Genomic DNA, 11,636 nt, shown 5'->3' on the forward strand with positions numbered 1-11,636 from the left:
CCGCCGCGAACGGAGCGATCTTCGCCTCGGCCAGCGAACGCACCGCCTCACGCAGCATCTCGTGCTCCTCGGAGATCCGGAAGAGATCGAAGTCCGCCGACCCTGCGCTGCCCGCCATGATGCCTGCCTCGCCGCTCAGTTGTTAGTTACCGTTAAGTAGATCCTAGGGCTCCGACCTGCGGCTGCCTAGGTTCAGTCGACGTCGGACCCGAGGGTGTCGCCGGCCCGGTGCTCCTGGAAGTACTCCGGCATCCGGTCGTTGCGCATCGCCTCCCAGAGCTGCGCCGCCGGACGCTCGTCCAGCAGCACGACGCTCTGGCCGTCGCGGGTGTCGAAGCCGCCGAACGGCGCGTTCATGAAGCGGACGTCGTCGGCGCGCAGCGAGCGCAGGCCCCAGGCGAGCTGGAAGAGGTCGGTGTTGGAGAGCCGGTCGTCCACGCTGACCACCTCGCCGACCGACTGCAGCAGGCCGCCGAGGCGGGACGGACTGGCCAGCGTGCCGGAGTCCATGACCCGGAGCATCAGCGCGCGCAGGAAGTTCTGCTGCCGCTTGGTGCGGTCGAGGTCCCCGCCGGGCAGGCCGTAGCGCTCACGGACGTACAGCAGCGCCTGGGCGCCGTCCATGTGATGGGTCCCGGCCTCCCAGGCGCGGGCCTCGCCGGCCGCCTCGATGGTGCGCGGAATGGTGATGTCCACGCCGCCGACGGCGTCGGTGAGGGCGCGGAAGCCGTTCCAGTCGACCACGGCGAGGTGGTCGATCCGGATGCCGGTGAGGTTCTGCACGGTCTCGGTCATCAGGGCCGGGCCTCCCCATGAGTACGCGGCGTTCAGCTTGGCCTTGCCGTGCCCGGGGACGTCCACCCAGGTGTCGCGGGCCAGCGAGACCAGCGAGGCGCTGCGGCCGTCCTCGGACAGGTGCAGCAGCATCATGGTGTCGCTGCGGGCCGCGCCCTCCTGCCAGACTGGGGCCTTCGCCACACTGCCGGTGGTCGGCACGTCGGAGCGGGCGTCCAGGCCGACCAGCAGCAGGTTGAGGCCGCTCGCCGGGACGGGCCTCGGCTGGGCGGACTCCGGCGCCGTCGGGAAGGCGTCCGGGATCCGGGTGACCGAGGAGGCGTAGTGCTCGGCCGCCCAGAAGAGCGCGCCGCCCGTACCGAGGACCACCACCAGCAGCGCGGAGAGCGTCCAGAGCAGGACGCGGCGGGTGCGACGGCGGCGGGCCGGCGGCTCTGGGCCCCGGCCCGGCCCGGCGGCCTCCGCGCCGCCGGCGCGCGGCTCGAAGAGGCTGAGCCCCTCCGCCGGCCCGCCGGACCCGTCGGGACGCGGCGGTTCTTCGGTGGGGGGCGCCTCGTCGGTGGGGGGCGCCTCGTCGGCGTGGGGCGGTTCTTCGGCGTGGGGTGTGTCCGGTGTGTCCGTGCTCTCGGGCTTCGGATCCATGCGCGCATTGTGCCGCCGGTCACAGCACCCGTGTGGGGGTTCCGCCGGATCCCGCCCGGCGCACACCCGGCGCCCGGCGGCAGCGCCCGGGTGCCCGAAACATCGGCGCAGGCGGGACGGCCTGGGCCGGGTCCGGACGGGCGGATAGCATCGGTGCTCGCACGTCCTGCCCGTCCCACGGCAGGCAAGGTCGAGATTCCGCAAAGGGGAACCCGTGACCCTCCGCATCTCCGTGATCGGCACCGGCTATCTCGGTGCCACCCACGCCGCCGCCATGGCGGAGTTCGGCTTCGAGGTGCTGGGTCTGGACATCGACCCCGAGAAGATCGCCACGCTGACCGCCGGCCGGGTGCCGATGTACGAGCCGGGCCTGTCCGAGCTGCTGCTCAAGCACGTGGCGGGCCACGAGGGTTCGACCGGCCGGCTGCGCTTCACCACCTCCGCCCAGGAGGCCGCGGAGTTCGGCGACGTGCACTTCGTCTGCGTCAACACCCCGCAGCGCAAGGGCGAGTTCGCCGCCGACATGTCCTACGTGGACGCCGCGATCGACGAGCTGGCCCCGCACCTGACCCGGCCGGTGCTGGTGGTCGGCAAGTCCACCGTGCCGGTCGGCTCCGCGAACCGGCTGGCCGAGCGGCTGGCCGCGCTGGCGCCGGTCGGCGAGGACGCCGAGCTCGCCTGGAACCCGGAGTTCCTGCGCGAGGGCTTCGCCGTCCAGGACACCCTGCGGCCGGACCGGATCGTGGTCGGCGCCCGCAGCGAGCGCGCCGAGCGGCTGCTGCGCGAGGTGTACGCCGAGCCGATCGCGGCCGGCGTGCCGTTCGTGGTCACCGACTTCGCCACCGCCGAGCTGGTCAAGGCCGCCGCCAACTCCTTCCTGGCCACCAAGATCTCGTTCATCAACGCGATGGCCGAGGTCTGCGAGGCGGCCGGCGCCGACGTCACCCTGCTCTCCACCGCGCTCGGCCACGACGACCGGATCGGCCGCAAGTTCCTCAACGCGGGCCTGGGCTTCGGCGGCGGCTGCCTGCCCAAGGACATCCGCGCGTTCATGGCCCGGGCCGGGGAGCTGGGCGCCGACCAGGCGCTGGCCTTCCTGCGCGAGGTCGACTCGATCAACATGCGGCGCCGCTCCCGGATGGTCGAGCTGGCCCGCGAGCAGTGCGGCGGCGGCTTCCTCGGCCGCCGGGTCGCCGTCCTCGGCGCCGCCTTCAAGCCCAACTCCGACGACATCCGGGACTCCCCCGCGCTCAACGTCGCCGCCCAGATCCAGCTCCAGGGCGCGCAGGTCACGGTGTACGACCCGAAGGCGATGGACAACGCCCGCAAGATGTTCCCGGGCCTGGCCTACGCGCAGTCCCCGCTGGAGGCCGCCGAGGGCGCGCACGTGGTCCTGCACCTCACCGAGTGGCAGGAGTTCCGCGACCTCGACCCGGCCGAGCTGGGCACGGTGGTCGCCGAGCGCCGCCTGCTGGACGGCCGCAACGCCCTGGACGCCGACGCCTGGCGCGCGGCCGGCTGGACGTACCGGGCGCTGGGCCGCCCGAGCTGACGCGGCACGCGCCGAGGCCCGCCGGTCGTTCCGACGACCGGCGGGCCTCGTGCGTGCTAACCGAACCGCCCGCCGAGCCCGAGCCCGAGCCGGGGGATCTCGATGGCGGGGCACTTGTCCATCACCATCGCGAGACCGGCCGCGCGGGCCCGCTCGTAGGCGGCCTCGTCCACCACGTCGAGCTGGAACCAGACGCCCTTGGCACCGATGGCCACGGCTTCGTCGGCCACCGCGCCGGCGAGGTCGGACCGGACGAAGGTGTCGACCACGTCGACCTCGAACGGGATGTCCGCCAGCGAGGCGTACCCCTGCTCCCCGTGAACGGTCTCGGCCTTCGGGTGCACGGGCACGATCCGCTTCCCGAAGCGCTGCAGCACCTCGGCGACGCCGTACGCGGCGCGCCGGCGGTTGGACGACAGGCCGACCACGGCCCAGGTGTCGCCCAGCTCGGTAAGGATCTTGCGGACCGTCTCCGGGTCGCCGTACATGCCCTGCCTCCTCGCAGCCGCGGACTCAACCACTGGCAGCACCCCGGTCCGCCCGGCCATTCCCGGGCGGACCGGGCCGGGAACGGCCGGCCGCGCTGGTGCTCAGCCGTCGAGGCCGTCGACGTCGTGCTCAGACGTCGAGGCCGTCGAGGCCGTCGAGCTGCGCGAGGGTGGCGATGGACGGACGGCGGGTGGTCCGCAGCTCACGCGCGACGGCCTCGGCGTCGCGCAGCACGCGTACCGCGTTGTGCCAGGTGAGCTTCCCGAGGTCGGTCGGCGACCAGCCCCGGCCGAGCAGTTCGGCGATCAGGTTGGGGTAGCCGGCCACGTCGTCCAGCCCGGCCGGGAGGAACGCCGTGCCGTCGAAGTCGCCGCCGATGCCGATGTGGTCGATGCCGGCCACCTCGCGCATGTGGTCGAGGTGGTCGGCGACGGTGGCCGGGGTGGCGACCGGGCGCGGGGTGGCCTGCTCGAAGGCCCGCTGGCAGGCCATCCCGGCCGGGGTGGTGTCGAGGTGGTCGAAGCCGTGGGCGCGCATGTTCTCGTCCGCGGCGGCGGTCCACTCGATGGCGGCGGGCAGGATGAACTTCGGGACGAAGGTGGCCATCGCCACGCCGCCGTTGGCCGCCAGCCGGCCGAGCACGTCGTCCGGGACGTTTCGCGGGTGGTCGCAGACGGCGCGCGCCGAGGAGTGCGAGAAGAGCACCGGCGCCTCGCTGACCCGCAGCGCGTCGCGCATGGTGTCGGCGGAGACGTGCGAGAGGTCGACCAGCATGCCGAGCCGGTTCATCTCCCGGACGACCTCCTCGCCGAACCGGGTCAGGCCCCCGGCCGCCGGCTTGTCGGTCGCGGAGTCGGCCCACGGGGTGTTGTCGTTGTGGGTGAGCGTCAGGTACCGGACGCCGAGCTCGTACAGGGCGCGCAGGGTGGCCAGCGAGGAGTCGATGGAGTGGCCGCCCTCGGCGCCCATCAGGGAGGCGATCCGGCCGTCGGCGCGGGCGGCCTCCATGTCCTCGGCGGTGAACGCGAGGCGGAGCCGGTCGGGGAAGCGCGCGGCCAGGGCCCGGACGAAGTCGATCTGCTCCAGGGTGGCGCTGACGGCGTGGTCGCCGGCCAGCCGCGAGGGGACGTAGACGGACCAGAACTGCGCGCCGACCCCGCCCGCGGTGAGGCGGGCGAGGTCGGTGTGCAGCCGTGAACTCTGGTCGGCGGCCAGGTCGAGCGTGTCGAGGTCGTAGCCGACCTGCTCACGCATCGCCCAGGGGAGGTCGTTGTGGCCGTCCACCACGGGGGTGTCGCGGAGGAGGGCACGGGCACGGTCCAGCAGGGCGGCCGGGTCGGGCTGCTCAGCGGAGTCCAACAGCTCAGAGGTCATACGAGCTGTTGTATCCGATATGACTACTTTCCAAAGCCGAAGGAGGCGGAACCCGCCACCTTGGCCCGCAGCTTCTTCCCCTTCTCGGTGGCCTGGCTGTTCAGCTCGGCCTGGAAGTCGGTCATCTTCTCGGTCAGCTCCGGGTCGAACGCGGCCAGCATCCGCACCGCCAGCAGGCCCGCGTTGCGCGCACCCGCCACCGAGACGGTGGCCACCGGCACCCCGGCCGGCATCTGGACGATCGACAGCAGGCTGTCCATGCCGTCCAGGTAGCGCAGCGGCACCGGGACGCCGATGACCGGCAGCGGGGTGACCGAGGCGAGCATGCCCGGCAGGTGGGCGGCGCCGCCGGCGCCCGCGATGATCGCCTTCAGGCCGCGCCGGTGGGCCTCCTCGCCGTACGCGACCATCTCGCGCGGCATCCGGTGCGCGGAGACGACGTCCACCTCGTAGGGGATCTCGAACTCGTCGAGGGCCTGGGCCGCGGCCTCCATGACCGGCCAGTCGGAGTCCGAGCCCATCACGATACCGACCAGGGGGCCGTGGGAAGAGGAGGTCATTCGGTGATCGTTCCTCGCAGGTAGGCGGCCGCGTGACGGGCGCGCTCGCGGACGTCGTCGAGGTCGTCCCCGAAGACGTTGACGTGACCGACCTTGCGGCCGGGCTTCACGTCCTTCCCGTACATGTGGATCCGCAGGCCGGGGTCACGGGCCATGCAGTGCAGGAAGGCGTGGTACATGTCCGGGTAGTCGCCGCCGAGCACGTTGACCATGACGGTCCACTTGGCGCGCGGCCGGGGGTCGCCGAGCGGCAGGTCGAGCACGGCCCGCAGGTGGTTCTCGAACTGCGAGGTGACGGCGCCGTCCTGGGACCAGTGCCCGGAGTTGTGCGGGCGCATGGCCAGCTCGTTGACCAGGATCCGGCCGTCCCGGGTCTGGAACAGCTCGACCGCCAGGTGGCCGGTGATGTCCAGCTCGCCGGCGATCCGCAGGGCCAGCTGCTGGGCCTCGTCGGACAGCGCCGGGTCGAGGTCCGGCGCCGGGGCGGTCACCTCGGCGCAGACGCCGTTCTCCTGGACGCTCTCCACCACCGGGTAGGCGACGGCCTGGCCGCTGGGCGAGCGGACCACGTTGGCGGCCAGCTCGCGGACGAAGTCCACCTTCTCCTCGGCCAGCACGGGGACGCCGGCCAGGAACGGCGCGTGCGCCTGCTCCTCGTCGTCGACGACCCAGACGCCCTTGCCGTCGTAGCCGCCGCGGACGGTCTTGAGGACGACCGGGTAGCCGGCGCCCTCCTCGGCGAAGGCCGTCACGTCGGTCGGGCCGGAGACGATCCGGTGCCGGGGGCAGGGCACCCCGATGGAGTCGAGCCTGGCCCGCATCACGCCCTTGTCCTGGGCGTTGACCAGCGCCTCCGGGCCGGGCCGGACGGCCACGCCGTCGGCCTGCAGGGCCCGCAGGTGCTCGGTCGGCACGTGCTCGTGGTCGAAGGTGATCACATCGCAGCCAGCCGCGAAGCGGCGCAGCGTGTCGAGGTCGCGGTAGTCGCCGAGGACGGTGTCGGAGACCACCTGCGCGGCGGAGTCCTGGGGCGTGTCGGCGAGGAGTTTGAACCGGACGCCGAGCGGGATGCCCGCCTGGTGTGCCATCCGGGCCAGCTGCCCGCCGCCGATCATGCCCACTACTGGAAAATTCGCATTGCCCGGGGAAGTCACCCCGCCAGGATATCCGGGCCGGTCGGGGGCCATGGAACCGCCATGGAACCGTAGGGTCGGCGGGCACCGTCCCAGGGAGCGAGGAGCCCTGGGGGCTGAGCCGATCGGCGGAACCGGGTAGCCTGGACCGCTAGGTCCTGGTACGCGTGGTCCGATCATGTGCGTGCACGCAGGGCTCAAGGGGCCAGCCGCGCATCCGCTCCGGGCCCCCTCGTCCGCAGCACATGGAGGCAGCCCGGTATGGCGACGACCGCAGCGTCGAACCCCCCGCTGACGCAGAGACTGCGCGGTCTGTCGGGCGAGGTGGTGAAGTTCGGCATCGTCGGCCTGAGCGGTGTGGTGGTCAACTTCGCCGTCTTCTGGATCTGCATCAACGGGTTCCACCTGGCCTCGCTGCGGTCCAACATCGCCGCCACCCTGGTGGCCATCGCGACCAACTACCTCGGCTACCGCTACTGGCTGTACCGGGACCGCGACGCCGCCTCGCGCAAGCGCGAGATCACGCTGTTCCTGCTGTTCAGCGGCGCCGGGATGCTGATCGAGACCGGGGTGCTGGGCTTCTCGGTCTACGTGCTCGGCCTGGACTCGCACTTCGAGCAGCTGGCCGCCAAGGTGGCCGGCCTCGCGGTGGCCACGGTGTTCCGCTTCGTCTCCTACCGGACGTGGGTCTTCACGGCCGTCCCGGAGACCGGCGCCGAGCCCGCCCCGGCGGCCGAGGTCGTCGCGCAGGCCGAGCTGGTGCTCGCCGCCGAGGAGATCCGGTACGCCAAGGCCGAATAGGCCCACCCCCTTGCCCCGCCCGCTCGGGCGGGAGGACAGTGGTGACCGAGGGCGAGCACGGCCGGCGAACGATCGAGGCCCGGGGGATCCCAGGAGGCTCGCCATGGCGTTCGTCCAGATCATCGACTGCAAGACCGACAAGGTGGACGACCTCAACCGGCTGATGGACAGCTGGGCCGAACAGACCGAGGGCCGGCGGACGGTCGGACACGCGATGGTCGGCGCCGACCGCGCGGACCCGCGGCACCTGGTGGAGATCGTCGAGTTCGCCTCCTACGAGGACGCGATGAAGAACTCCGCGCTGCCCGAGACCGACCGGATCTTCCGGGAGATGGTCGCGCTCTGCGACGAGCCGCCGACCTTCACCGACCTGGACGTGGTCCGCGACACCCGGTTCTGAGAGCACCGCAGGGGCCGGACCGGGAGCGCCGCGCGAAGGACCTGCCGCTCAGGCCTCGCGCTGGCTGCGGCCCAGGAAGATGGCGAACACCGGCGGCTTCAGCGAGAGCAGTTCGAGCCGGCCGCCGTCCGCCTCCGCGAGGTCGCGGGCCACCGCCAGGCCGATCCCCGTCGAGTTGCGCCCGCTGACCGCCCGTTCGAAGACCCGGTTGCCCAGCTCCGGCGGCACCCCGGCGCCCTGGTCCTGCACCTCGACCACCACCGACGTCCCCGACGGCCGCACCCGCAGGGTGATCAGCCCGGCGCCGTGCATCAGCGAGTTCTCGATCAGGGTGGCCAGCACCTGGGCCACCGTGCCGGGGGTGCCGACGGCGGTGACCCCGTGCAGGCCTTCCACCTGGAGCACCCGGCCGGTGCCGCGCAGCGACGGGCCCCACTCCTCCACCTGCTGCTTGACCACGTCGTCCAGGTCGAAGGCGACGGCGGTGGGGCTGCGCGGGTCCCGCTGGGTGGTGAGCAGCCGCTGGACGACGTCGGTGAGCCGCTCGACCTGCTGGAGGGCGATGGTCGCCTCCTCCTTGACGGTCTCCGGATCCTCGGCGACCGCGGTGATCTCCTCCAGCCGCATGGAGAGCGCGGTGAGCGGGGTGCGCAGCTGGTGCGAGGCGTCGGCGGCGAGCCGCCGTTCGGCGGTGAGCATCCGGGCGATCCGCTCGGCGCTGACGTCCAGCACCTCGGCGACCCGGTCCAGCTCGGGCACCCCGTAGCGGCGGTCGCGCGGGCGCGGGTCGCCGGAGCCGAGCCGCTCGGCCGTCTCGGCGAGGTCGGTGAGCGGCCGGGCCAGCCGCTTGGCCTGCCAGACGGCCAGGGCGACGGCCGCCTGGACGGCGAGCAGTGCCACCACGCCGAGCAGCAGCAGCATGTTGGCGATCTCGTGGTCGACGCCGGCCCGGGACTGCTCGACGGTGACGGTCTCACCGCTGGCGCCCTGCTCGACGGACTTCAGCAGATGGGTCCCGGCCGGCCGCTCGCCGCTGGAGACGACGGACTTGCCGGGGATGTCCACCTCGACGTACTGGCCGTCGGTGACCTGGTTGGCGAACTTGTCGCCGGTGACCGGCTCGCCCGCGGAGAGCCGGTTCTCCACCAGCGCGAGCACCCGGACGGCGGCCGCGTCCACCCGGTCCTGCGCCGAGTTCACGATGGTGCGCTTCTCGACCAGGGCGAGCGGGACGCAGAACACCGCGACCACCACCAGGACGACGCCCAGCAGCGAGTTGATCATCCGGCGCTTCACGCTGCCGCTCCCCGTGGTGGTTCGTTCCCCTTACGGGGGCCAGTTCTTCTTACAGGGGCTAGTTCTTCTCGAAGCGGAAGCCCACTCCGCGCACGGTGGCGATGTAGCGGGGGTTGGCCGCGTCGTCGCCGAGCTTCTTGCGCAGCCAGGAGATGTGCATGTCCAGCGTCTTGGTGGAGGTCCACCAGGTGGTGTCCCAGACCTGGCGCATGATCTCCTCCCGGGTGACCACCCGCCCGGCATCCCGGACCAGCACCCGCAGCAGCTCGAACTCCTTGGCGGAGAGCGTCAGCTCCTCCTCGCCGAGCCAGGCACGGTGGGACTCGATGTCGATCTTCACCCCGTGCGCGCCGGTGGTGAGCTGGTCCACGTTGCCGCGCCGGAGCAGGGCCCGGACGCGGGCGAGCAGTTCGGCGAGGCGGAAGGGCTTGGTGACGTAGTCGTCGGCACCGGCGTCCAGGCCGACCACGGTGTCCACCTCGTCCGCACGGGCGGTGAGGACGAGGACGGGGCAGCTCTTGCCGTCGGCCCGCAGGCGGCGGCAGACCTCCAGGCCGTCCATCTCGGGAAGACCGAGGTCGAGGACGACGAGGTCGACCTCCTCGGTGAGCCCGGCGGCCAGTGCGGCCGGACCGTCCTCGCGGACGAGCACCTCATAGCCCTCGCGTCGCAGGGCCCGGGCGAGCGGTTCGGAGATCGCCGGATCGTCCTCGGCGAGCAGCACACAGGTCATGTGGTGATGGTAGTCCGCCGGGGATAGGGGGCCTGCGCTGTGAGGTAGTTCACAGAGCGTGATCGTTATACGGAGCGCGATCACCGCTCAACGAACATGCCCCAACCGCCTGTTCGGCGAAGATTCCACGGCTGGGTCTTGCATCCGAAGGAACATGTCCAGCCCTACCATGGATCTATCGATCAGATTGATCGCAGACTTTGCCATCGCCATACCTAATTGGCGTGTTTTGTCAGCTGATAACGCCAAATCTGGCCACGTACAGTGGTTTGGTCCACGTCCGCCGTACCCCCCTAGGCGGACGCTGTCAGCAAGGAACCACTACACATGGCGTCTACGACCCTGGAGTCCGGCGTTCAGTCGGCCTCTCCCAGCGGCAAGACCTTCCTCGGGCACCCCCGTGGACTCGCCACTCTCTTCATGAGTGAGATGTGGGAGCGCTTCAGCTACTACGGCATGCGCGCCCTGCTGGTCCTTTACATGACCGCCTCCATCACGGAGGGCGGTCTCGGCATGAAGATGGCCGTGGCCAGCGCGGTCTACAGCGTGTACACGGCCATGGTCTACCTGCTGGCCCTGCCGGGCGGCTGGATCGCCGACCGATTCCTCGGTGCCCGCAAGACCGTCGCGGTGGGCGGCTCGATCATCATGATCGGCCACTTCCTGCTGGCCGTTCCGGCGAGCGTGTCGTTCTTCGTCGGCCTGGCGTTCATCGCGCTCGGCTCCGGCCTGCTGAAGGCCAACATCTCGACGATGGTCGGCCACCTGTACGACGGTCCGAACGACCCTCGCCGTGACGGTGGCTTCACCATCTTCTACATGGGCATCAACCTCGGTGCCTTCGCGGCGCCGCTGGTGATCGGCACCATCGGCCAGAGCGTCAACTGGCACCTCGGTTTCGCCCTCGCCGGTGTCGGCATGGCGATCGGCCTGATCCAGTTCATGCTGGGCAGCCGCCACCTGAGCGCCAAGAGCGACGTGGTGACCTCGCCGATCTCGGCAGCCGAGAAGCGCGTGATCTTCAGGAAGGCCGGCTTCTGGCTGGCGCTGGCCACCGTGTTCTACGCGGTCGTCGCGCTGACCGGCCACTTCACGATCAACTGGGCGATCTGGCCGCTCTCCATCGCCGGCATCGCGCTTCCCGTGTTCGTCTTCGCCAAGGTGAAGCGCGACAAGGACCTCGACGCGGGCGAGCAGTCCAAGATGAGCGGTTACATCTGGTTCTTCGTGGCCGCCGCCGTGTTCTGGATGATCTACGACCAGTCGGGCTCGACTCTGAGCATCTTCGCGGACGAGAACACCTCGTCCACGCTGTTCGGCTTCGACTTCCCGTCGACCTGGTTCCAGTCGCTGAACCCGCTGTACATCATGGCGCTGGCCCCGGTCTTCGCCTGGCTCTGGGTGGCCCTCTCCCGCAAGGCCAAGAACCCCAGCACCACCATGAAGTTCGCGTTCGGTCTGCTGATGATCGGCGCCTCCTTCCTCGTCATGATGCTGGCCATGGCGGCTGCCGCGGGCGGCACCAAGGTCACCCCGCTCTGGCTGGCCATGGTGTACCTGATCCAGACGGTCGGTGAGCTGACGCTCTCCCCGGTGGGCCTGTCCGTCACCACCAAGCTGGCCCCGGCGAAGTACGCCAGCCAGATGATGGGCGTCTGGTTCCTCGCCGTCACCGCCGGTGACTGCGTCGCGGCCATCTTCCAGCTCGTCCTCGGCGACAGCGTGGTCGGCAGCACCTGGTACTTCGCGGTCCAGGGTGCGATGGCGATCGTCGCGGGCATCGGTCTGGCGATGTACCGCAAGAAGGTCGTGAAGCTGATGGGCAACGTCCACTGACGCACCCCGAAGCACCGCCGGGCAC

Annotated in this window: 10 protein-coding genes and 2 pseudogenes; 4 read left to right on the forward strand and 8 right to left on the reverse strand. The window is 71.2% G+C overall.

From position 1 onward, the window contains the following. Positions 1-118: pseudogene (locus ACIF6L_RS00005) on the reverse strand (acyl-CoA dehydrogenase); the annotation flags it as partial. Positions 119-192: 74 nt separating this feature from the next. Then, a complete protein-coding gene (locus ACIF6L_RS00010) occupies positions 193-1,437 on the reverse strand; it encodes an LCP family protein (protein ID WP_396485495.1) in 1,245 nt (414 codons plus the stop codon). A 214-nt stretch (positions 1,438-1,651) separates the two neighbouring features. Between ACIF6L_RS00010 and ACIF6L_RS00015 the strand changes: the two genes are divergently transcribed. Beyond that, positions 1,652-2,989 (forward strand): UDP-glucose/GDP-mannose dehydrogenase family protein, encoded by a 1,338-nt coding sequence (locus ACIF6L_RS00015; RefSeq protein ID WP_329487948.1) that lies wholly within the window; start codon positions 1,652-1,654, stop codon positions 2,987-2,989. 56 nt (positions 2,990-3,045) lie between these two features. On the opposite strand, the gene ACIF6L_RS00020 is transcribed toward ACIF6L_RS00015, so the two are convergent. From ACIF6L_RS00020 to ACIF6L_RS00035, 4 genes are all read right to left on the reverse strand, one after another. Then, the gene (locus tag ACIF6L_RS00020; RefSeq protein ID WP_396485497.1) at positions 3,046-3,477 is read right to left on the reverse strand and encodes a CoA-binding protein; all 432 of its coding nucleotides are present in this window, start codon (positions 3,475-3,477) and stop codon (positions 3,046-3,048) included. A 130-nt stretch (positions 3,478-3,607) separates the two neighbouring features. Further along, positions 3,608-4,852: a dipeptidase gene (locus tag ACIF6L_RS00025; RefSeq protein WP_396485499.1), complete on the reverse strand. Its 1,245-nt coding sequence runs from the start codon at positions 4,850-4,852 to the stop codon at positions 3,608-3,610. 23 nt (positions 4,853-4,875) lie between these two features. After that, positions 4,876-5,412, reverse strand: a complete 537-nt coding sequence (gene purE, locus ACIF6L_RS00030; protein WP_329487951.1) for a 5-(carboxyamino)imidazole ribonucleotide mutase — start codon at positions 5,410-5,412, stop codon at positions 4,876-4,878. Further along, complete coding sequence (locus ACIF6L_RS00035) at positions 5,409-6,599, reverse strand: 5-(carboxyamino)imidazole ribonucleotide synthase (RefSeq protein WP_396485502.1); 1,191 nt, start codon at positions 6,597-6,599, stop codon at positions 5,409-5,411. Before ACIF6L_RS00035 ends, purE begins: the two co-directional genes overlap by 4 nt. 207 nt (positions 6,600-6,806) lie before the next feature. Here ACIF6L_RS00035 and ACIF6L_RS00040 point away from each other — a divergent pair, with 207 nt between their 5' ends. Both ACIF6L_RS00040 and ACIF6L_RS00045 read left to right on the forward strand, forming a co-directional pair. Beyond that, a complete protein-coding gene (locus tag ACIF6L_RS00040) occupies positions 6,807-7,346 on the forward strand; it encodes a GtrA family protein (RefSeq protein ID WP_329487953.1) in 540 nt (179 codons plus the stop codon). 103 nt (positions 7,347-7,449) lie between these two features. Next, positions 7,450-7,734, forward strand: a pseudogene (locus ACIF6L_RS00045) (ester cyclase); the annotation flags it as partial. A gap of 60 nt (positions 7,735-7,794) precedes the next feature. On the opposite strand, the gene ACIF6L_RS00050 reads toward ACIF6L_RS00045, so the two are convergent. Both ACIF6L_RS00050 and ACIF6L_RS00055 read right to left on the reverse strand, forming a co-directional pair. Continuing rightward, complete coding sequence (locus ACIF6L_RS00050; RefSeq protein WP_329487954.1) at positions 7,795-9,042, reverse strand: ATP-binding protein; 1,248 nt, start codon at positions 9,040-9,042, stop codon at positions 7,795-7,797. A gap of 58 nt (positions 9,043-9,100) precedes the next feature. Beyond that, positions 9,101-9,775 (reverse strand): response regulator transcription factor, encoded by a 675-nt coding sequence (locus ACIF6L_RS00055; RefSeq protein ID WP_073924168.1) that lies wholly within the window; start codon positions 9,773-9,775, stop codon positions 9,101-9,103. A gap of 327 nt (positions 9,776-10,102) precedes the next feature. Between ACIF6L_RS00055 and ACIF6L_RS00060 the strand changes: the two genes are divergently transcribed. Further along, entirely contained in the window at positions 10,103-11,611 is a 1,509-nt protein-coding gene (locus ACIF6L_RS00060; RefSeq protein ID WP_359803648.1) for an oligopeptide:H+ symporter, read from the forward strand. Positions 11,612-11,636 lie beyond the last annotated feature (25 nt).

The organism is Kitasatospora sp. NPDC086009, assembly GCF_044540385.1.
Taxonomy (GTDB): Bacteria; Actinomycetota; Actinomycetes; order Streptomycetales; family Streptomycetaceae; genus Kitasatospora.

Bases quoted from the DNA above. Each gene is read 5' to 3' on its own strand.
- ACIF6L_RS00020 (WP_396485497.1), bottom strand. From the start codon at position 3,477: ATGTACGGCGACCCGGAGACGGTCCGCAAGATCCTTACCGAGCTGGGC.
- ACIF6L_RS00025 (WP_396485499.1), bottom strand. From the start codon at position 4,852: ATGACCTCTGAGCTGTTGGACTCCGCTGAGCAGCCCGACCCGGCCGCC.
- purE (WP_329487951.1), bottom strand. From the start codon at position 5,412: ATGACCTCCTCTTCCCACGGCCCCCTGGTCGGTATCGTGATGGGCTCG.
- ACIF6L_RS00010 (WP_396485495.1), bottom strand. From the start codon at position 1,437: ATGGATCCGAAGCCCGAGAGCACGGACACACCGGACACACCCCACGCC.
- ACIF6L_RS00055 (WP_073924168.1), bottom strand. From the start codon at position 9,775: ATGACCTGTGTGCTGCTCGCCGAGGACGATCCGGCGATCTCCGAACCG.
- ACIF6L_RS00035 (WP_396485502.1), bottom strand. From the start codon at position 6,599: ATGGCCCCCGACCGGCCCGGATATCCTGGCGGGGTGACTTCCCCGGGC.
- ACIF6L_RS00060 (WP_359803648.1), top strand. From the start codon at position 10,103: ATGGCGTCTACGACCCTGGAGTCCGGCGTTCAGTCGGCCTCTCCCAGC.
- ACIF6L_RS00040 (WP_329487953.1), top strand. From the start codon at position 6,807: ATGGCGACGACCGCAGCGTCGAACCCCCCGCTGACGCAGAGACTGCGC.